This window comes from Romboutsia sp. 1001216sp1 (assembly GCF_039841805.1).
GTDB lineage: Bacteria > Bacillota > Clostridia > Peptostreptococcales > Peptostreptococcaceae > Romboutsia_C > Romboutsia_C hominis.
On the sequence record NZ_JBDPHA010000001.1, the window covers coordinates 173126 to 195025 of the forward strand.

Annotated in this window: 24 protein-coding genes and 1 other annotated feature; of the genes, 8 read left to right on the forward strand and 16 right to left on the reverse strand. The window is 24.8% G+C overall.

Going from position 1 to position 21900, the window contains the following annotated elements; all coding sequences use genetic code 11:
• Nucleotides 1–352 precede the first annotated feature (352 nt).
• A complete protein-coding gene (locus tag ABHC41_RS00945; RefSeq protein WP_092926564.1) occupies nt 353–1495 on the forward strand; it encodes an AraC family transcriptional regulator in 1143 nt (380 codons plus the stop codon).
• Nucleotides 1496–1585: 90 nt separating this feature from the next.
• Here the strand turns inward: ABHC41_RS00945 and ABHC41_RS00950 are convergent, their stop codons facing one another.
• The 9 genes from ABHC41_RS00950 to ABHC41_RS00990 all read right to left on the reverse strand — a co-directional run bounded on the left by ABHC41_RS00950 (nt 1586) and on the right by ABHC41_RS00990 (nt 8028).
• The gene (locus ABHC41_RS00950; RefSeq protein WP_092926566.1) at nt 1586–1801 is read right to left on the reverse strand and encodes a DUF3955 domain-containing protein; all 216 of its coding nucleotides are present in this window, start codon (nt 1799–1801) and stop codon (nt 1586–1588) included.
• Nucleotides 1802–2032: 231 nt separating this feature from the next.
• The gene (locus ABHC41_RS00955; RefSeq protein ID WP_195580953.1) at nt 2033–3130 is read right to left on the reverse strand and encodes a DUF4179 domain-containing protein; all 1098 of its coding nucleotides are present in this window, start codon (nt 3128–3130) and stop codon (nt 2033–2035) included.
• A gap of 1 nt (nt 3131) precedes the next feature.
• A complete protein-coding gene (locus ABHC41_RS00960; RefSeq protein WP_195580952.1) occupies nt 3132–3665 on the reverse strand; it encodes a sigma-70 family RNA polymerase sigma factor in 534 nt (177 codons plus the stop codon).
• Nucleotides 3666–4156: 491 nt separating this feature from the next.
• Nucleotides 4157–4723, reverse strand: a complete 567-nt coding sequence (locus tag ABHC41_RS00965) for a maltose acetyltransferase domain-containing protein (RefSeq protein ID WP_330677980.1) — start codon at nt 4721–4723, stop codon at nt 4157–4159.
• Between the two features lie 27 nt (nt 4724–4750).
• The gene (locus ABHC41_RS00970; RefSeq protein WP_271891972.1) at nt 4751–5278 is read right to left on the reverse strand and encodes a GNAT family N-acetyltransferase; all 528 of its coding nucleotides are present in this window, start codon (nt 5276–5278) and stop codon (nt 4751–4753) included.
• Between the two features lie 58 nt (nt 5279–5336).
• Nucleotides 5337–6173, reverse strand: a complete 837-nt coding sequence (locus ABHC41_RS00975) for a GNAT family N-acetyltransferase (RefSeq protein ID WP_271891973.1) — start codon at nt 6171–6173, stop codon at nt 5337–5339.
• A gap of 283 nt (nt 6174–6456) precedes the next feature.
• The gene (locus tag ABHC41_RS00980) at nt 6457–6729 is read right to left on the reverse strand and encodes a hypothetical protein (RefSeq protein ID WP_092926576.1); all 273 of its coding nucleotides are present in this window, start codon (nt 6727–6729) and stop codon (nt 6457–6459) included.
• Between the two features lie 190 nt (nt 6730–6919).
• A complete protein-coding gene (pfkB, locus tag ABHC41_RS00985; protein WP_271891974.1) occupies nt 6920–7855 on the reverse strand; it encodes a 1-phosphofructokinase in 936 nt (311 codons plus the stop codon).
• Between the two features lie 47 nt (nt 7856–7902).
• Complete coding sequence (locus tag ABHC41_RS00990; RefSeq protein WP_271891976.1) at nt 7903–8028, reverse strand: hypothetical protein; 126 nt, start codon at nt 8026–8028, stop codon at nt 7903–7905.
• Nucleotides 8029–8282: 254 nt separating this feature from the next.
• Here ABHC41_RS00990 and ABHC41_RS00995 point away from each other — a divergent pair, with 254 nt between their 5' ends.
• Both ABHC41_RS00995 and ABHC41_RS01000 read left to right on the forward strand, forming a co-directional pair.
• A complete protein-coding gene (locus ABHC41_RS00995) occupies nt 8283–8672 on the forward strand; it encodes a 4Fe-4S binding protein (RefSeq protein ID WP_092926580.1) in 390 nt (129 codons plus the stop codon).
• A 145-nt stretch (nt 8673–8817) separates the two neighbouring features.
• The gene (locus ABHC41_RS01000; RefSeq protein ID WP_271891977.1) at nt 8818–9948 is read left to right on the forward strand and encodes an anaerobic sulfatase maturase; all 1131 of its coding nucleotides are present in this window, start codon (nt 8818–8820) and stop codon (nt 9946–9948) included.
• Between the two features lie 157 nt (nt 9949–10105).
• On the opposite strand, the gene ABHC41_RS01005 is transcribed toward ABHC41_RS01000, so the two are convergent.
• The 4 genes from ABHC41_RS01005 to ABHC41_RS01020 all read right to left on the reverse strand — a co-directional run bounded on the left by ABHC41_RS01005 (nt 10106) and on the right by ABHC41_RS01020 (nt 15491).
• Complete coding sequence (locus tag ABHC41_RS01005; protein WP_141664391.1) at nt 10106–10270, reverse strand: DUF4177 domain-containing protein; 165 nt, start codon at nt 10268–10270, stop codon at nt 10106–10108.
• A gap of 103 nt (nt 10271–10373) precedes the next feature.
• Entirely contained in the window at nt 10374–12092 is a 1719-nt protein-coding gene (locus tag ABHC41_RS01010) for an ABC transporter ATP-binding protein (protein WP_092926584.1), read from the reverse strand.
• 295 nt (nt 12093–12387) lie between these two features.
• Nucleotides 12388–14799: an ABC transporter permease gene (locus ABHC41_RS01015; RefSeq protein WP_271891980.1), complete on the reverse strand. Its 2412-nt coding sequence runs from the start codon at nt 14797–14799 to the stop codon at nt 12388–12390.
• On the reverse strand, nt 14790–15491 hold the full coding sequence (locus ABHC41_RS01020; protein ID WP_271891981.1) for an ABC transporter ATP-binding protein: 702 nt from the start codon (nt 15489–15491) through the stop codon (nt 14790–14792). Before ABHC41_RS01020 ends, ABHC41_RS01015 begins: the two co-directional genes overlap by 10 nt.
• Nucleotides 15492–15703: 212 nt before the next feature.
• On the opposite strand from ABHC41_RS01020, the gene ABHC41_RS01025 reads away from it, so the two are divergent.
• Entirely contained in the window at nt 15704–16309 is a 606-nt protein-coding gene (locus tag ABHC41_RS01025) for a hypothetical protein (RefSeq protein ID WP_271891982.1), read from the forward strand.
• Between the two features lie 126 nt (nt 16310–16435).
• Here the strand turns inward: ABHC41_RS01025 and ABHC41_RS01030 are convergent, their stop codons facing one another.
• Entirely contained in the window at nt 16436–16657 is a 222-nt protein-coding gene (locus ABHC41_RS01030) for a PC4/YdbC family ssDNA-binding protein (protein ID WP_271891983.1), read from the reverse strand.
• Between the two features lie 215 nt (nt 16658–16872).
• Between ABHC41_RS01030 and rbr the strand changes: the two genes are divergently transcribed.
• Nucleotides 16873–17466 carry a rubrerythrin gene (gene rbr / locus ABHC41_RS01035; protein WP_092926594.1) on the forward strand — a complete coding sequence of 198 codons (594 nt, stop codon included), beginning with the start codon at nt 16873–16875 and terminating at the stop codon, nt 17464–17466.
• A 31-nt stretch (nt 17467–17497) separates the two neighbouring features.
• On the opposite strand, the gene ABHC41_RS01040 is transcribed toward rbr, so the two are convergent.
• A complete protein-coding gene (locus ABHC41_RS01040; protein WP_166505099.1) occupies nt 17498–18031 on the reverse strand; it encodes a solute carrier organic anion transporter in 534 nt (177 codons plus the stop codon).
• 202 nt (nt 18032–18233) lie between these two features.
• Here ABHC41_RS01040 and ABHC41_RS01045 point away from each other — a divergent pair, with 202 nt between their 5' ends.
• Nucleotides 18234–18650 carry a hypothetical protein gene (locus tag ABHC41_RS01045; RefSeq protein ID WP_166505098.1) on the forward strand — a complete coding sequence of 139 codons (417 nt, stop codon included), beginning with the start codon at nt 18234–18236 and terminating at the stop codon, nt 18648–18650.
• An 80-nt stretch (nt 18651–18730) separates the two neighbouring features.
• Here the strand turns inward: ABHC41_RS01045 and ABHC41_RS01050 are convergent, their stop codons facing one another.
• On the reverse strand, nt 18731–20134 hold the full coding sequence (locus tag ABHC41_RS01050) for a YfcC family protein (protein ID WP_092926600.1): 1404 nt from the start codon (nt 20132–20134) through the stop codon (nt 18731–18733).
• A 188-nt stretch (nt 20135–20322) separates the two neighbouring features.
• Here ABHC41_RS01050 and ABHC41_RS01055 point away from each other — a divergent pair, with 188 nt between their 5' ends.
• Together ABHC41_RS01055 and ABHC41_RS01060 are read left to right on the forward strand one after the other, a co-directional pair.
• Nucleotides 20323–20661 (forward strand): DUF1622 domain-containing protein, encoded by a 339-nt coding sequence (locus ABHC41_RS01055; RefSeq protein ID WP_242871339.1) that lies wholly within the window; start codon nt 20323–20325, stop codon nt 20659–20661.
• 85 nt (nt 20662–20746) lie between these two features.
• Nucleotides 20747–21005 (forward strand) — a binding site (T-box leader).
• 93 nt (nt 21006–21098) lie between these two features.
• Complete coding sequence (locus ABHC41_RS01060; RefSeq protein WP_271891984.1) at nt 21099–21890, forward strand: amino acid ABC transporter substrate-binding protein; 792 nt, start codon at nt 21099–21101, stop codon at nt 21888–21890.
• Nucleotides 21891–21900 lie beyond the last annotated feature (10 nt).

Consider the following 21900-nt stretch of genomic DNA (forward strand, 5'->3'; position numbering starts at 1 on the left):
ACTTATGTCTGTATAAGTTGTTAGACAAATATTTACTACGTCTATACTTATATCTTATAATTTTATTTTATATTAAAATTAAATATTTTAAAACCAATTTTTATAAAATTTACTTTGAACTTTTATTCATATATTTTACTTAATAAATTCACTTTAGGATTGTTTCATCCTACAAAAATAATTCATTATACATTTTTTACTTTTATACCCTAATTTACTTAGAATAAACATTTTCCTTTACAACTTTTTTAATAAATACACTTTTATTTATCTTAATTTACATACCATATTAAATAGTATAAAATTATATTAGGGGAAAATTTTAACACATTAAACTTTTTAGGGGGTATCCATGTTCATAAAAACTACTAATCCTGCCTTTAAAAATTTTGGGGAACTAGTTTGTGAAAATTTAGATAGAGATTTTTCAAAAGATATAAATATAAAAAATAAAAGTATTAAGAAATTAAAATTAACATCTGATAACTCTACCTTTTTAAAAGTAAATAAAGGTGTTGTTATGATACTAGTTTCATTAGATGGAAAAGATATAAAATCTTTTATAATAAATAGAATAATTAACTTAAAAAAAGGAATATATTTCAATTTAATATCAATTTCAGATGAAAGTGAAATAAGCATAATATCTAAAGATGAATTTAAGTCTATAAATCTAAAAGAAGAATATACTTATACTAAAATTTCATCTTCCCTTAATATTGATCAAATTTATACTAAGTTTTATCAAGAAAAGGGGACTAACTATTCTTTTGCTGGTGAATCTCACCCTTATTGGGAGCTTACATATGTTGATAAAGGAAACCTATCTACTAATGTAGATGGTAAAGAATATAATTTAAAACAAGGCGATCTCATATTTTATGCTCCATTTCAATTTCATACTCAAGCTACTTCAGATAATATTAGCTCTTACTTAACTATTAACTTTAAAATGGACTCTAATGACTATGAAGTACTTTGTAATAAAGTATTTACTTTAGAAAGAGAATCCTACAATATTATAAGTAAACTTATAGAAGAACTTTCAAACGACGATATATACTCCAATGATTTATCTATTTGTTACTTAAAACAGCTTATTATACATACTGCCAGGCTAAAAAATACCTACTTTCAATCTAAACCAACGACTCACATGCGACAAACTTATGAAAACAGCTTATTAAATGAAATACTTTCATTTATAGATGAACATATATACGAAAAATTATCTATAAATACATTATGTAGTCATTTTTGTATAAGTCCATCTATGATACACTCATTATTTAAAAAGAATATGGATAATACTGTAAAAAATTATATAAATGAATTAAAATTATCAAAAAGTAAAGAACTTATTAAAAACACTTCTTATACTATTAGTGAAATATCTGAGATGCTTGGGTTTTCTTCTATTCACTATTTTTCTAAAAAATTTAAGACATCATTTGGTATTTCTCCAACTGAATACTCAAAGTCAATATATGATTAACCTCATTTTTATTAATTCTAAACAATTTTATACTTAACATAAATTCTATATATATGAAAAAGCTGGCTTATATGCCAGCTTTTAATTTATCTATTGATTACATTTTGATCTTTTAAAATAATTTAATCCTACTCTAACTAATACTCCTATTATTCCTATAAATAAAAATAGATATCCTATAGGTATTAAGAAAAATGGCTCTACTAAAGTACCATCTGGTGCTACTTCACTTCCTATAAAATTAAAACTTACAAAACATCCTATACTTATAATAAATGGTATTAAATTTAAAATATATTTTTTCATATTTCCTCCATACACGATATATAATTATTGTTTTTCGATAAATAGATTATATAATACATAAAGATATATTCCAATACTTTTTTATTGTTTTTCGATATTTTTTTATTACATATTTGCAATTATATTATCTAAAATATTTATATAACCTTATTAAAAATTCACAAAAGTTTAATAAAAATAAATAATACCAATGACTATTAATAATCATTGGTATTATTAAAAAATATTAATTTAAGGAATATCTATTTCTATTTTTTCATCTTCAAAATATTTAGTATTATTTTCCGAATAGATTACAGGAATTATGGTAATCTTCTTTTCGCTACCTTTACGTTCAAAATTATGGTATATACCATTTCCATTTGAATTACCAATTCCCCCACCAAATAATCTATTTCCACTTTCATCTTTTACAGAGACATCTGCATTATGTATTAAGGATGTTACATTGGACTGATCTCCTTCTAATTGTGTTTTAATATTCACTGAAGTAGGAGAAATTCTTACTTGATCAATTTTAAATTTAACTCCTTTACCTATATCTATAACTTTGTTAATATCGACAATTTTTAAATCACTAGATATATTAGAACTATTTATAGTTGTGTTAAACTCCCAATTGCCAAAACTTTTACTTAATAACCTTCCTTTTTCAGTCTTTGATTCCCCTATATCAAAATCTTTAAATTTAATTTTTAAATTATAATCTTTATTTTTTTCTAGATTATCAAGTATCTCAAAGTCAGTATCCACAAGTCCATCTCCGTCAGTGTCAATACTAGTTAAATTAACAGTATATAAAAACTCTTTTTTATTTTCAGCTCTTAAATCTCTTTGCATGATTCCCCCACCTTGACCAGGGAAAGACATATTTCCTATAGTTACTATTGGTATATCTGGTATAAAATCTTTTTTATTAATGCCATACTCTTTAAAATCAAAATTAGTATAATCCATACTTAAACTTATAATTAATTGTCTATCATCAAGCATTACATCTCCTAGATTAAGAACTAATCCATTATCTTCTATTGATTGATTCCCTTCAAATTTGTACTTCTCAAATTCACCATAATCTCTATCTAGGAAAGATTCAATATGATTTACTAATCTATCAATATATGCCCATGTAGTTTCATTAGTTAGAGCCACAGAGCCTAGTATAAGTGTTGCTGATATACTTGCTGCTATTAATTTTTTATTTACTTGTTTTCTTGACTTTAACTTAGATTTCATTATATTTTTCATTTTTTCGTTATCAGTTTTTACTTCATCATATCTATCAAATTGAATTTTTTCATTATTTAATACTTTATATTTATCTATCATATTATTTTCCTCCGTCATTTAATAAAGCTTTTCTTATTTTCGCCTTACCCCTAGATAATTTACTATGTATACTTGAAATAGCTAACTTTTTATCATTTGCTATATCTACTACACTTTCATCATCTAGATAATATCGTCTAAATATTTCTTTGTCTTCTTCTGATAAGAAGTTTAATGTCTCATTTAATTCCTCTTGAATTTCTACCTTTAGTAAATTTTTGTCTATATAATATGTTTGTTCATCTAAACTAGATGTCTCTATCTTATTTAGATATTTTCTTTTGCAGTCAATTGCTTTATATTTAGCTATTGCACATATCCAGTTTTTGAAAGAGTTTTTATCTTTTTCAAATCCTTCTATATTATCCCAAATGGCTAGTAAAGTATCACTAACACATTCTTCTTCGTAATTAATAAGTGTACCTAAATGATATCTAACTACTGAAGTAATAAGAGCATTATACTGGTCTATTAAAATTTCCATTCCTTTTTGATTTTTCTTTTTGATATATTTAATCATTAATTTGTCTTGCAAGTTACTTCCTCCTAACTATAAAAGCTTTTACACTAATTAATTCGTAAATAAAATTAAAAAACTTGCATGTTTAAATATTTTTTTATTTAATTATTTATTTGTTATATAATCAAAATTTTGACACTAACTAAATTACTCTAGCAAAATCAATACATTTAACAGTGCCATAAACTATTAATTTATAGATTTTATCACAAAGAACTTTATACCAAATGATTTATAGATACGCAAGTGTAAGTAAAAAACACAAGAATGTATTATTGATTTTTATACAGATAAGTCACTTAGAAAAGAAGTTAAAAATATTTTAAATAAAAAGTTGATATTTTTGGAAGGCATTTATTTGAAGGTTATAATTAATAATATATAACTAAAAATGTACATAAATTAACACCAACTAATATCAGAATAAATTCTATGATATTACTTGGTATTACTTATCTTTAATAAAGTTTTATAGTTTTTGAAAAATATTTAATAATAGATATTTACTATAAATATTTTATAATTTTAGCAGGATTTCCACCTACTACTACATTATCCAAAACATCTTTTACAACTACAGCTCCTGCTGCAACCACTACATTATCACCAATTGTTACCCCAGGCGCTATAACTGAATTTCCACCAAGCCAAACATTATTTCCAATAGTAACTGGCTTACCATATTCTAAGCCAGATATTCTTAATTCTACATCTAATGGGTGAGTTGCAGTATATATGCATACTCTTGGAGCCATCATACAATTATCTCCTATTGTTACTTTACAAACATCTAATATAATGCAATCATAATTTGCAAAGAAATTTTCTCCTACATAAATATTGTATCCATAGTCACAACGGAAAGTAGGTTTTACACAAAAATTTTCACCTGTTTTTCCAAATAGAGATTTTAATATTTCACTTCTATTTATATCTGAAGAATTGTTAAATTCTCTAAGAATGCTTTGAGCTTTCTCATGTTCTTTTTCTAATTCACTATCTAAAGCACAATAGAGTTCTCCTGATAACATTTTTTCTTTTTCTGTTTTTTGATGTATTATTTTCTCCTTCATTACAAATATCTCCCTAACTAATTTTGATTATAAATTTATCTGTTTTTCCATTCTTATATCACTATACCAATTTTCATTGTAATACACAAAATTTTCAGATTTTCCTATTGCTTTATATCCATTTTTTTCATAAAAGTTTATAGCTTTAGTATTATATTCAAATACACCTAACTCTATTTTATTTTTACCTAACTTCATTACCTTATCTTCTAATAGCTTCATTACTTTTAGCCCTATACCTTTCCCCCTACATTTATTATCCCCTACACATATACTAATCCAAGCAGTGTCATCACTTTCATTAAATAACATTTTAAAATTTGTATTAATAGTTACAAATCCAACCTTTTTATCATTTTCAACTATCATGTATGTATGCTTGTATTCATTTATTCTAGTTCCTTCTATTAATTCCTCTAATGTTATATCTTCTATTTCTCCTTCTTTAAAATTAGGTCTAAGTAAATACTTTATACTGTTGTCATTATTCCATTTTTGTATTAATTTAAAATCATCTATATCTTTATGTGTTATCTTTTTTAGTTCTACATCCATTAATTTTTCTCCCCTTTATATAAATAAAGTATATAGATAAATCTATATACTTTTAATTCTATTCTTTATAAACATAATACAAACAATCATTTTCAAAATTAGTTAATGACCCATATTTGTTTTCTTTTAACTTACTTATTAATTCATCACTTGGATTATGTATATATATTTCAGCTTCACTAGAATTTTCTTTTAATAAATAATAATTTACACAGTCATTAATACCTTCAAAAGTATTATCTATACATATTATAGAAGGATTTCCTTTTACTTTAACTATACATCTATGACCATTTACCATTACTAAAGAATTACTTTCAACTAACTCATCATATATTTCTTTACATAAATTAAAATAAGTAAATCCATAAGTTATTCTATTTTTATTTTTCTTAAAATAATCTAAGTTTTTAAATTCTTCATATGATATGTCCCATTTTTCAATATTAATATCATTTATATCTTTATTGTAATTATCATTTTCTTTAAATACTACCATACAACTATCTTCTAAATAAAAATTCTTTGCCTTCATCATATTTATGCTAGCTACAGTATCTTTATGAGTGCACATTGCTATATTAGTTATCTTATTATTTCTTAAATCTTCTCTTGCTAAATTAAACAGCATATCGCAAATTGCATGTGCATATTGTCTCCCTCTATAATCAACATGTACTCTAAGCCCTTCAAGCCATCCTTGTCCATCTATTAGAATACTATATTTTCCTACTGCTACCACCTTATCATCTACAACTAGCCCTAAAAAACACCCATCTTTTTCATCTACCCATTTGTGAAATACACTAGGTAAATAATCATTTCCTTCCCAAATATTTCTTGATATATCTACTATATCGTCATAATCTTCATGTGTAAGTATTTTATAATTCATTTTTTCACCCTTTTTACTTCTTTGTTTTAATAAAATTGATTTATTTTAATTATACATCTTATTTACTTATTATTAATACATAAATATATTTTATCCTAGGAGGAACGTTTCGTTCCTTCTTCTTTAATCATGAAAATGTGTCCACGATTTTATAAATACTTATATATTATTTTGACTACTTCACAAGGCTTTATATATTCTTAAAATCAAATAAACAATAAAAAGAGCAGTAATTTTAATCTTACTACTCTCAATATAATAATTTTATTTAAATAGATAAATATTACTCCTCAATATTTTTATATAAAGTATATCCACTCATCAACATCCCTAATCCACCTATAAAAGAAAAAACAAATCCACCTGTTCTAAAATTATCTATATTAGATTTAACAATCATTTCATATTGAGATGTTTCCATTCCTCCACCACTAGCTTGAATTGCATCATATCCCATTTTTAGCCCTATAGATGTCGATAAAAATATTAATATCATACCGATAATAAACGAAATTACCATACACTTTAATGAACCAATTAAAAATTTATTTTTCATACTTCCCCCTTAGTTTAATATTGACTGCTAATTTAATTATAACACACAACATTTTTAACGCATATTCATTCAAACAGAGGTTTTGTATTTATATTATTTTATAATTAAAAAAGCTATAAAATTTAGTATCTTCCCTAATTTTATAGCTTTTTAACTTATTTTATTTTTTAGTTTACATAACCTAATTATATTAGATTCTACTATACTCTAATACTTCTATCTCTTTAAATAATTTTTCAACTTCATTTACATCTATAAATCCAGTTTTAATATTCATAGCATTAGACATTCCACAAGCATTAGATAATCTTAGACAGTCTTTTAATGAATAGTCATTTAATAATCCATATGCAAATCCTGCTATTGATGAATCTCCACTACCAACTGTATTTTCTATTTTTATACTTGGTATTTTTACTTCATATATACTATCCTTATTTACAAGAATCATCCCATCTTTGCCCATAGATATACATATATTTTCTATATTATATCTTAATAATTTATAAGCTTCTTTTATAGCATCTTCTTTATTATTTATATTACACTTACATAAAGCCTCTAGTTCATCTATATTAGGTTTTATCATATATATATGACTATTTATTGCACTTTCAAGGTATTTACCGCTAGTATCTAATATAAATTTTATATTTTTAATCCTACATATTTCTCCTAACAATCCATAATAATCAATTGGCAATCCTTTAGGTAAGCTTCCACTAGCTACTAGTATTTTAGTTTCTTCTAATATATTTTCTAAATGTCTTTCAAACTTTATCATGTCGTTTTCTTCTACTGTAGGACCACTTTCAAGTATTTCTGTACTTACTTTATTTTTATCTATTATATTTAAACAAACTCTAGTTTCACCATCTATTTTTATAAATTCATCTCTAAGACCAATCTTTTTTATTTCATCCTTTATATAAAGACCATTGTATCCACCTACAAAACCCATACATATAGGATTATGCCCTAATTGATTTAGTACTCTAGCTACATTTATACCTTTTCCACCTGCACTTTTTTTAACATCCCCTGCCCTTTGAACCTTTCCTATTTCAAAAGATTCTAGTTTGTAAAGTGTATCTATTGATGGATTAAATGTTATAACTGTTATCATAATCTTTATCCTCACTTTTACACATTTTAATTTTATTTACTACCACATCATACATTGCTTTCTTTGTAGTCATTCTTTTTTGTTCTCTTAGTCGCATTTGCTGTATTAAATCCACTACGTTCATTTAATATATCAATTTCTATACCTAATAAATTGCTCTTTATTTTTTCCATAATTATTTCTTCCTTTTATGATTACACTAATATTATATAAATTTACTTTATTTATGTATTTGTAATTTCATTTGATTAATTTGTTATTTTCTTCTTCATATTTAATATATTTTTCATATTGTTGTTATAAAATTTTTAAGTTCTATAAATTATTTTATTTGTCATAATTTCAAATTGATTTTTATAAATATTTGTCCTACACTTAACTTGAATACAGTTAGCAATACAATCTAAATTTTTAGGGGGAAAAGGGAATGAAAAAATTAGTTGTTACAGACAGATCTCTATGTCAAAATTGCTTAGCTTGTGAAATGACTTGCTCAAATGCATTTTATAAGCATTATGGATTAAACACTCCATGTATAAAAATAGGATTAAAGAAAGATGATTCTTTAGATGTTAAGGCATGTAATCAATGTGGTCTATGTGCTAAAAAATGTCCTCAAGGAGCAATAACTCAAAATCCTAAAGGTGTTTATATGATTAATAAGAAAAAATGTAATGGTTGCCTTACTTGTGTTGATGCCTGTCCTAAAGGCATAATAGCAAAAGTAGATGATAAGCCTGTGCCATCTAAATGTATAGCTTGTGGACTTTGTGTTGATGCTTGTCCTATGGGAATTCTTGAGATTAAAGAAGGTTAATTTTATAATAAAATACATCAATAACCCCTGTTTAATATAAAAACAGGGGTTATTGATGTATTTTATATTTAATAAATATTCTTTTTTAATATATAATAGTTATTAATAACAGATATACAATTTTATCTACCTAAAGGGGGATTTTATGAATCATTTAACAATTTTAATAAAGCCTAGTTCTAGTGCTTGTAATTTAGATTGTAAATATTGTTTTTATAAAGATATATCAAAAAATAGGGATGTTTATACTAATGATTTTATGGATATTTCTACACTAGAAAATATAGTTAAAAATGCTTTAAGTAAAAATGTAGATTATATAAACTTTATATTTCAAGGTGGAGAGCCTACTTTAGTAGGCATTGATTTTTATAAAAAGCTTATAACATTACAAAATAAATATAACAATAATAATATTAATATTGTAAATTCTATTCAAACTAATGGTATAGATATAGATGATGAATTTGCGATTTTCTTTAAAGAAAACGATTTTTTAGTTGAAATATCACTAGATGGTTTAAAAGAAACTCACGATTTATATAGGACATATAAAAATGGCTCTTCCACTTTTGATGAGGTTATATCAGCTATTAATATATTAAAAAAATATAAGGTTAATTTTAATATACTATCTGTTGTAACTAAAGAAAGCGCTAAAAATATAGATGAGATTTATGAGTATTTTAAATCTAATGATTTTCCATATATACAATTTATACCCTATATAAAAAACTTCGAGATAGATAATCAAAATAAATATATAGAAAATGAGTTTAAAAATTACTTAGACACTACTAGTTTTTATATATTTTTAGATAAATTATTTAATCTTTGGTATAAAGATATTAAAAACGGTAAGTTTGTAGAAATAAGAAACTTTATGGATTATATAACTGTTCTTAAAGGATATAATCCAACTAGCTGTGGTATGAATGGATTTTGCAGTCTTAATATAGTTATTGAATCCAATGGTGATGTTTATCCTTGTGACTTATACTGCTTTGATTATTGGAAATTAGGTAACATTAATAAAGATTCTTTAGACGAACTTATGGCTTCTTCTAAGGCATTAGAATTTTTAAATCGTTCTTTATACATACATAATACTTGTAAAAAATGTAAGTACTTTAAGCTTTGCGGTGGTGGATGTAGGCGTAATCTAGAGCCTTTTGTTGATAATATACCTTCTTTTAATTATCAATGTAAAGCCATAAAACAATTTTTAGATAAAAACTTAAATAAATTAATATCTATATCTAATATGTTTGATTGAATATCGTTTTATTTAAAAATTTTAAAATTTAAATATATAAAAATGTATCCTATGTAAGTAGATAATTTAAAAACTACTCTATAGGGTACATTTTTTTAATTTACTTATACATTAATTTTTACATATTTAATTAGGCTAATATATTTTATAGATTATTTTAATCTTCATCTTCTATTTTTATCTTTTTGCTAAGATAGTGCCAAGAGTTCCAAACAGATACCAACTTCCATCCATCACTTCCATATTTATTTAATATTTCAGCTGTCTTTTTAGCATTTTCATTTATTACTACACATTTATATTCATATGTTTTTTTGCTCATAAAAAACCCCCTTAAATATACTCTTATAATTGATATATTTAAGAGGGTTATAATATATGCTATTTTTACAAATTTTTAAGTTAATTTTGTTTGCTTAAATTGTCTATGTTATTTTATTTTTGTTATCATCACTTTGTATATAATATAAGCTATAAAAATATCCTTTAAGGTCGATTAATTCTTTAAAGCTTCCTTTTTCTATAACCCTTCCTTCTTTCATAACTATTATCTCATCATAATTTATTAATATATTTTTTATAAGCTTGTGAGTTACAACTATCATCGTTAAATCATTAAGACTTAACAGTGATGTTTCTAAGTTATAAGCAGTTTCATTATCTAATGCAGATGTAGACTCATCTAGTATAAGTATCTGTGTATTATTTATAAGGGCTCTGGCTATAGCAATTCTTTGTTTTTCTCCACCTGATAACTTATTTCCATTTTCTCCAACATGTGACTCTATTCCATTTTCAAGTTTATTTATAAGAGGTAATATCCCTGACCTTTTACAACTTTCTAACACTTGTTCATCGCTATAATTTGCAAATAATTTTATATTTTCCTTTATAGAATCATCAAACATAAATACATTTTGTTGTATCATTGATATATTTTTATATAAATCTAAACTGTATATTTCTTTTAAATCTTTATTATCAAAATTTATACTTCCTTCATAGTCTGTATAATACCTCATAAGTAATTTTATTAAAGTACTTTTACCGCATCCACTTTCTCCAACTATTGCATACTTTTTATTTTTCTCAAAAGTTAAATTTATATTATCTAAAGCTTTTCTATCACTAGTATATGAGTAATTAAGGTTTTTAACTTCTATAGAATTTTCAAACTCATTAAGCTTAACTTCTTCTATACTTTCATTGGATGTTTCAAGTATTTCTTCTATTTTATCTGCTATAAGAGATACTGATTTTATTTGATTTATGAGAGATATACTTGTTTTAACTGGAGATACTATATGAGTACTTAATTGTATTATTATTATGGCAGTACCTACTGATATACTTTTTTTATACATTAAATACCCACCTAAAATTAATACTCCTAGGTATATAGTTACACTAAAAGATAGAGAAAATCCTTTTATTATTGCTTCAAGTATTGCATATCTTCTTTTACTACTTTCTACTTTAATCGAACTCTCTTTAAATATTTTATTTATCTTATTACTTATATTAAAGCCTTTTATAACTTCAAATCCTGTAAATAAATCTTTCGTTAATGAAGTTATTTCTTCTAGATTTTTTGAGTATTCATTCTTTTCTATAACTAACTTCTTAGATAAAGCATTTGGTATTATAAATCCAAGTGCTCCAAATACTGCTATAAATACAACTATAGATGGACTTATAAAAAATAATACTCCCAATGATATTGTAAAAGATATTAATGATGATATTATTAAAAATATATTATTTAAAAAATTATCTTCTATCATTTTTACATCATTGTATAATACTGATATGTACTTACCACTGTTATCTAGTGAAAAGTCTTTTATATCTTTATTTATTACTTTAGAAAATATATCACATCTTAAGTAATTTACTGTATTTTTTATATATTTAGACATTACAAGACCATCTAAATACTCTGTTATAAACATTATAATTATTAATCCAATTGTTGCCACTATTATTGGTATAAATTTATTTACATCCCCACTTGCAAATATATCTACTATAAATCCCATCATAAAATCAAAACATATACTAGCTAATGCTACTAAAGATATCGTAGCTATTCTTGTAAAAAACTGCCCTTTGTATTTTAAAGCATATTTCAAAAGCATTTTCATAACTATTTCTCCTAATATTAACAATCACTTTTTAACTTATCTAAACTATTTTAATTTAAACTTTAATATAAAAACTGTAGTTTAGACTACAGTTTTTATATATCTATATTATTTAATAGTTCTTTACTCCATCCTGAAGTTGTACTAGATATCACTCCTATTTCTTTAACTATATCGTATTTTATACTTGCCATAATTCACATCTTTACCTTTATTATACAATGATTATACCACAAAAATGATTGTATAATACTTATACAAACAGTATATTGTTATATGGAATTTGTGTAATTTATTACTCACTACAAGATTTTAAAACTTCCTGTAATGATATTTTTTCTATTTTTTTCTTAGCTGCATATGTTCCTAGCATAAATATAAATAATATTATAATTAAGCCAACTATACCTTGCCATATTTCAAATTCAAATGGCATAACCATTCCAAACTCACTAGCTAGGTATCTAATGCCAAATCCTAACCCAAGTACAGTTATTGGTATACTTACAATATATGAAATTATAGAATAAACTAGGTAACTACTTAACATCATAGAATTAACTTCTTTTTTAGAATATCCCATTACTTTAAGTAAAGATATTGAATAATAATTATCTTCTACAGTCATAGTTGTAAGCACATATAAAACTATAACAGCTATAAATACTGCAGTAATTATCATTGAATATATAGCTACTTTTACAAATCCTTGCATTGATTTTGTTTGTTCTAATATATCATTTTTATTTATAACTGATAAATAATCACCTTTATCCAATTTATCTTTTGAATATACACCAGTATAAAAATCATCTTTATCTATATTTTTAAATGCTTCATCTTTAGTTATTATATTACTTAGATTATTTCTATCCATATATACTTTAGGCTCACCATAATCCCTAGATATCCCTACTATCTTTTCTTTATATACTTTATCATTTATAGTTATATTTATAGATTCACCATTTTTTACTCCATAAGTTAAATAAAAACTATTATTTACCACAATACCATCTTTTAATTTTTTAGTTATATCATTTTCTTTTTTATCATATATTTTATGTAATTTATTATCACTGTCTATTCCAGTAATGTTTATATTGTCTTCTTTGTATATTCCATTAGGTAAACTTATAAATTTCTCATCATCATTGTTAAGCTTTGGATATTCTTTAGACATATCGACAATTCCCTCATATATATATCCTACTGATTTATAATAATCTACACTCATTTTATCAAAGAAATCAGACATCATAAGACTCATTATTATAAGCATTGATGAAAATACTATTCCTAAGAAAAATACTATAAATTTATTAGTATTTGCAAGTATAAATGAGTATTTAAATTTTGTTTGAGGTTTAGCATTTTTTAATAATTTACTAACTAATTTATTAAGTTTTCCTACCTTTTCATTATCACTTGATTTTATAAGGTTTATTGCCTTTTTAGAAAGCATCTTATTTATAAGTATAGTTGAAAGTCCTATTATAACTACTAATGGTACTACTATTGCTACTAATAATACACTTAAATTAGTTTTTATTTCTCCACTAGGTATTAAATAAAACTCTAAGTAAAAATTACTCATATATGGTGCTGTATATACCCCTAATATATATCCAATAAGTAAAAGTGGTAAAGATATTATTGTTAGTATCATTATATATGGTTTAAGTATTTCATATTTTGAATATCCTAGTGCTTTTAAAACTCCTATTTGAGTTTTTTCATTTTTAACTATTCTATAAGTTATCATAAGTACTATTAAAACAGCTATTGTACTAATACTTACACTTATACCTATAGTCATAGCTTGACCGCCCTTTATTTCTTCATATATTGCTCCACTTTTCATTTGATTTTTTGTAAGTACTATACTAGTTATATACTTTAAATCATTTTTATCCTTATATGTTTTAATAATATCTTCATTGAAGTTTTTTAAGCTTTCTTCATTATTAGAAACTCCAGATAAATAAAAATCTTCTTTTCCCTTTATACTTTCATATTCTGTATTATTTACTAATCCTAAAGTCATTTTAGAATTATCTATATTAAAATCTGTTCCACTTATAGGCAGTGTATTATCTGCAAACAATACAAACCCTGTTATAATGTAATTCTTTCCGTTTATGTCAATACTATCGCCTATATCTAAGTTATTTTTCTTAGCATATATATTAGTTACTGCTATTTCATTATCTAATTTAGGCTTATTTCCTTTTTCTATATATGATAGGTTTATATTTTTACTATCTTTAAATAATGTTATCTTATTACTTTTACCATTATTTTTAAAGTTTACTTCTTTGTAAGATCTATTTTCTAATTTAAAACCTTTATAATCTTTTTCAAATGCATTTATTCTATTTTCTATTATCTTATTATAAATATTAATATCTGACTTTTTTATATCACTTAATGTATATATAAGCATACTACTTGCTTTCATTTTTTCTTTATCTGATAAATTATTAATATCAAATTCTGTTAAACCATTTATCATACTTATAGAAAAATCTTCTTGATTAGTTTCATTAATAAAATTTTCCAAAGGTGTTTTTAAGCTATCAATAGCATAAAACATGGTTGTATATAAAAAAGAACTAAGTGCTATTATTATACCTATGGCAAGAATTTGTAATTTCTTTTTCTTAAATGTATTTAAAGTATTTTTAAATAAAACTCTTACCCCCATTTTATTTCACTTGCCTTTCTTTTTTTGGTATTTAAGATTTCTTCGACTATTTTTCCTGAATTCATTTTTATTACTCTATCAGCCATAAATGCAATATTTGGATTATGAGTTATAACTACTGTTGTTGTTTTAAATCTTTCATTCATATTTTGTATCATTTCTAATACTTGCTTTCCGGTTTCTTCATCTAATGCACCAGTTGGTTCATCACAAAACATTATCTTTGGATTTTTAGCTATACTTCTAGCTATAGAAACTCTTTGCTGTTGCCCACCACTTAATTGGTATGGATATTTATCTTTTTCATTTTTCATACTTACTGCATCTAACACTTCATCAATATTTAATGGATTTTTTCCTATACTTGAACCTATTTCAATATTTTCTTTTACTGTAAGATTTTGAAGTAGATTATACTGTTGAAATATAAACCCTAAATTATTTCTTCTAAATTTTGTAAGCTTATCTTCATTGTAATCACTTATTTTTTCATCATTATAATAAATTTCTCCACTACTTGGTTTATCTAATCCACTTATAACATTTAACATTGTACTTTTTCCACTACCACTTGGACCTAATATAACTATAAATTCACCATCCTTAATTTCTATATTTATATCTTTTAATGCTACTGTTTCAACTTCTCCACTTTTATAAATTTTCCCTACATTCACTAATCTAATAGACATAACAAAGCCCTTTCATTTTTAAATTTTTTATAATTAATTATACTCATACATTTTTAAGTACTTTTAATAAAGTTATTATATATTCTCAAATTTTATTATATAAAACATCATGTATAACTTTAAACATTAAAATTATTAAATAATAAAAATCACATTTAATGCTTTGTTCATATGCTATATTAGACGCTAAAAATTACTAAATTTCAAAGGAGGTGTTTGGTATATCATACTACCAAGACAATGAATATAATTGCAGCTGCTTATCAAAATATAGTATAGTTGGAGCTAATTCTTTAGATATTGATGTTGACTACTGTGAGCCTGAAATAAGATCAGACATTGTTATGCCTGAGTACAAATCAGTTAGACTTTGGGGGCAAATAGTAAATCATAAAGGAGAGCCAGTAGAAAATGCCTTAGTAAAATTGTTAGGAGTTGAATGTTATGACGATCAAATTTACTATAAAGGAATAGCTCATACTATAAGCGATTGTGAAGGATTTTATCAATTTGATTTATCTGACTATGAAGATAAATATTCTAGTTTCAAATTATTAGTAAACAAAGCTACTTATGATTCAGAAAAGGTAGTATCACTTGAATCTAACAACTGTGATTCTTGTTGTAACCAAAATTACTTCGATGATTACTCTAAGTGTGATATTTCATCATTTAGTTCTCTAAACTATTACCCTAGAAAATTTTCTACTTTTTATGAAATAAAAAGTAATTTTAATTGCATGTGTAAAAAAAATCATAACTGCAAAAACAGGATAACTTGTAACAAAAAACATGATAAAAATATCTCCAAAAGCTAGTTTGCTTTTGGAGATATTTTTTGTGTATAAAATTCTATCTTAAATCCATCATAAAATAAAAACATATAAATATGCTAAGCTATCTAAGTTTTTACTTCAATATAAAAAATATATAAACTAAAATTTCTATATATCCATATTATTTAGTAATTCTTTAAGAGATTTTAATTCCTCTGCTGTTAAAGTTATTCCTTTTCCCATTTTTTCATGTTCTGCTGACCAATCTCTTAAATCATACTTAGGTTCCCTATTGTTCCAACTTATAATATTTAATTCTTTTTTCCACCCTGAAGTTGTAGTTGATATTATTCCTACCTCTTTTACTATATCATATTTTATACTTGACATGATTTCACCTCTTTATGTTTGTATATATAGTAATTATACCACGAAAAATTTTATATAAAACTTTAATAAATAATTTAACAAATGCTTTAATTTACTTAATTTTTATTAAAAATATCAATCTTTATTAATTAAAAGTTATTAAGTTACTATAAATGTATATTTTATTTATTTTGGTAAATAATCCTAATAGCAATATTTTATTAAAGGAGTATAATATGAGTTTATTAAAAGATAGTAGAACAAAAGAAAATTTAATGAGGGCTTTCGCTGGAGAAAGTCAAGCTAGAAACAGATATACATTTGGAGAAAGTTTAGCTAAAAAGCAAAATTTATATGTAGTTCAAAAAGTATTTAATTATACAGCAGAACAAGAAAAAGCTCATGCTTGGGTTTTTTATAATCATCTAAAAGAACTTTCTGGCTCTTCTATAACTATAGATGCTGGATATCCTGTTGAAGTATATGACGATTTAATTAAAACATTAAAAGATTCTCAACATAATGAATACGAAGAATGGGATAAAGTTTACAAAGAATTTGCTAAAACAGCTCGTGAAGAAGGTTTCTTAGAGGTAGCTAATAGTTTTGAGAAAATATCTGAAATAGAAAAAATTCATGGAGATAGATTTGGAAGATTTGCTAGTGACCTTGAAAACAATACTCTATTTAAAAAAGATACTGAAGAAAAGTGGATTTGCTTAAACTGTGGTCATGTTCATACAGGTACTAAAGCTCCAATGGCTTGCCCAGTTTGTTCATATCCACAAGGATATTTTATATTATATTCTAATTCACCATTTGAAAATTAATAAAAATCCCTAGTTATTCTAGGGATTTTTATTATCTACAATTACATACACATTTACAATTTAAGTTACACCCGCAGTTATGATCATTTGAATTACACCCACAGCTATGATTATTCGAGTTACATTCACAGTTATGACCATTTGAGCTACATCCATCATTCTCTTCATGACAATTTTTATGACATTCATCACTTTGTTTCATAAGTCTTCGAGCTTCACACATTAACTCTTCACCCTCATTTGATATTCTTCTACAATCATTCCATAATCTACGAGCTCTTTCACATTCTTCCATAGCTTGTCTTTTTAATTCCTCTGCTCTTCTTTCTGATTGTTGTGCTTGTTGTGCAGCTTGATTTGCTCTATTTATTCTTTCATTCGCTTCATCACATTTTCTTTGAGCTAAACATTTAAGTCTTCTACATTCTGAGCAATCAATATCATGATCACATTTACATTTATGATTTTTTTCACACTCTTTTTTATTTATATTTATGCCTTTACAACAAAAATTTTTATGACATCCACAATTATGCTTTTTATAATTTCCTTTTTTGCATACCATAATATCCACCCTTTTTTTTTATTAGACATGATATATTAAATATCATCTTCTTAATAATATATATATGCAGTCTTCTACAAAATGTGAGTTAACTTTTATAAATACTTATATTTTTTTGTACTTAATAACTAATTATATAGAGGAAACTCTATATATTATAAAGAATACTTATATAATCTTTTAATTTGGAGGTTTTTATATTATGAGAAAGTTATTTATGGCTTTTTTATTATTTTCATTAAGTATGTATTTAATAGGTTTTAATTCTTTTGATAATAATATAGACCCTAATTTGAAATTTGAATTTTTAGGTTATATAAATGATAATAATTGCACAAAAATAAATATAAGATTAAAAAATGAATCGAACGATGAATTTATAGATCCAGATATTAGCTTAATATTAAGCGATAAATACGAAAAACAATATAGCTATACTATAAAATCTAAAGATATAAATAATATTACTCCAAATAGTTATGTAGATTTAGAATTTGTTTTTGAAAATAAATTCAATTTAGAAAAGTATAACCTCAAAGATGGAAATGTAATATTTAAATCTTTTATAAAAGATAAGTCTCCTTCAAATTCTATTAATATGCTTTTTAGTATAAATTAGGTATAAAGTAAAATATGAGATAGTTATAGTATAATTTAAAACACTACTATCACTATCTCATATTTATTAAATATTTTTAATTATAATAACATCATCCCTATTGATAATATAATAGCTGATGATATATATATACAAATGATTATCTTACTTGCAAACTTAACCCATGTACTATATTCAACCTTTGCTATAGCAAGTCCCCCCATTATAACTCCAGATGTTGGTGTTATAAGATTTACAAGTCCGCATCCAGCACCAAGAGTTGATATAATTAATTCTGATGGAAATCCTAAACTTTTTGCTAATGGTCCAAATATAGGCATTGATACACTAGCTAAGCCTGATGTAGAAGGTATTAAAAATGATAAACCTATATATATTAAAAATGCTATGTTTATAAATAATATAGGTGACATTCCACTTAATGCATGTGATGCATTATTAAGAACATAAACATCAAGTCCTGTACTACTCATTATAACAGATACTCCTCTTGATATACCTATTATAAGCGCAACTCCTACCATCTCAGATGCTCCGTCTATTATAGCTGAAACTATTTCTTTTTCTTTTAATCCATATACTACACCAATTACAATAGCCATTAATGTATACCATGTAGCAAGTTCTGAAAACCACCAGTTTCCAAGTGCATTACCTGTTAAAAAGTCAGTATGCTTAAATATAGTTATTCCAAACTTTTCCCAAGGAATAACTCCACATATCATAACTACAAATGATAATCCAAATAAAGCTAATACTATTTTTCTCTTAGTTGTAAATTCTAAAGTCTCTTTTTTTGAATTTATAAATGCACTTTTAGCTGATTCTACTTCTTCTTTTGATAATAAAGTTGCATTAGGATTTTCTTTAACCTTTTTAGCATGCTTCATAACAAAGTATATAGATATTAATAGTGATGACAACCAAAGTGCTGCTCCAATTCCCATAACTACCGCTTGATTAACTTCAACTCCAACACCTTTAAGAGAATCTATACTTATTGAAACCACAAATGGGTTTACAGTTGAACCTAAAACTCCACATCCAGCACCAAATAATATAGTAGCAACTGCTGTTAAAGAATCAAATCCAGCAGCTAACATAGTAGCTGTTATTAATGCATAAAAGGCTAATGTTTCTTCTGACATACCAAAGCAAGTTCCACCTAATGAAAATGTAAACATTAGTATTGGTATTAATATAAATTCTTTCCCATTTAGCTTTTTTACTATTGAACCTATTCCTGCATCAAGTGCCCCTGTTTTTGCTACAACACCTAAAAATCCACCCATTAAAAGCACATATAAAGATACATCTATAGCATCTTTTAATCCTTTTATAGGAGACATTACAACGTCTGATATCCCTGCTTTATTAACCTGTGGTATAAACTGTGTAATTATACCTATTACTATAATTATAGAAAACAATATAGTATATGCAGTAGGCAGGTTAAACTTCTTTTTGTCAGTTTGTCTTCCCATAACTTCCTCCGTATATTTTTTTTCTAAAATAGTTATAGCATACTTAATAATAAATTAAAATACTTTACTTTTAAATTTATGTTATATTCAGTAGTTTTTTTTAATATTTTGTCATATCTAATTAGTAATAAGTTTTTATATTTTACACAACCTATATTTATATAATTTATTTAAAGGATATGGTTAATTTGGATTTTAAAAATATTTTAGAAAAATTAATAATTATTTTACAAGGTTTATCTACAATAGTAATAATATGGGGTATAGCAATTCAATTTGCTTTATGGTTAAAATCAGAAATTGTATCTAAGACTAGAAAGACTGCTGTTGAAAATGTTACTACCATCAAAAACTTTTTGGGCACATACATACTATTTGGCTTAGAAATTCTAATAGGTGCAGATATTATAGAATCAATATTAGACCCTAGCCTTAATCATATATTAGGCCTTGCTGCCATAGTTATAATAAGGACAATTATCTCTTATTTCTTAAATAAAGAAATTGAATCTATTAATAAAAACTAATATATTAATTTTTAGTATTAAAAAAAAATATTGACATAAATAAAAAATAGATTTATTATTTAAAACAATAAAGTTAATTACATAACTAAATGCAATGATAAGAAATAGTAAAAGTAAGTATCTTTAACAGAGAGTTACCGGTTGGTGAGAGGTGCAATTGATTTTACTTTGAACACATCTTTAAGCAGAGCACCGAAAAGATATCTTAGTAGGCTGTTTCCGGATTCCCTGCACCCGTTATAGTGCTAGAGTATAAACAATTTTTTGTCGTACTCAAAGAGGTTAGTGTCGTGAGGCATTAATAAATAGAGGTGGAACCACGTGAGTTAACTCCCGTCCTCTAGCAATAGCTAGAGGCGGGAGTTTTTTTAGTTTATTTCCTTATGCGCGCAAAGAAATACACTTAAAAAATTAAATTTACTATAAGGAGATATTATATGAAAAATATATTAAAAAAATTTAGTTTAATGATATTAATTATAATCCCTCTAATATTAATTGGAGGTTGTGAGAAAAAATTTACTAATTATAAAAATAATAATCAAGATAATACAGTAGTTATAGGGTATGACAATACCTTTGTACCTATGGGTTTTTTAGATGAAAATAATGAAGTTGTAGGATTTGATATAGACCTTGCTAAAGAAGTTTTCTCTAGGCTTAATATGAATGTAAAATTTCAAAATATAGATTGGAGCATGAAAGATACAGAGCTAGACTCTGGTAATATAGATGCTTTATGGAATGGTTATACGCTAACAGAAGAAAGAAAGAAAAAAGTAGAGTACTCTAATTCTTATCTAACTAACAAACAAGTTATAGTTACTTTATATAATTCTTCTATAAAAAATAAATCTGATTTAAAAGGAAAGTTACTAGGAACTCAACAAGGTAGTGCTGGCTTTGATGTTATAGAAAAAGATACTAATCTAGTTAATAACTTACAGGATAAAACACCTATACTTTATGATAGCTTTGACAATGCATTTAGAGACTTAGAGTTTGGTAGAGTTGATGCAGTTGTAGCTGATGAAGTATTAGCAAAGTATTATATAAGCAATTCAAATAAACAAAATTTTGTAATCTTAAAGGATAACTTTGGGGAGGAAAGCTTTGTCATCGGATTTAAAAAAGGAAATACTTCACTTTCCAATAAAGTAAATAAAGCTTTAACTGAAGTTAAAGAAGATAAAACTTTCGATAAAATTTATAAAAAATGGTTTAACTAGATTTAGGAGG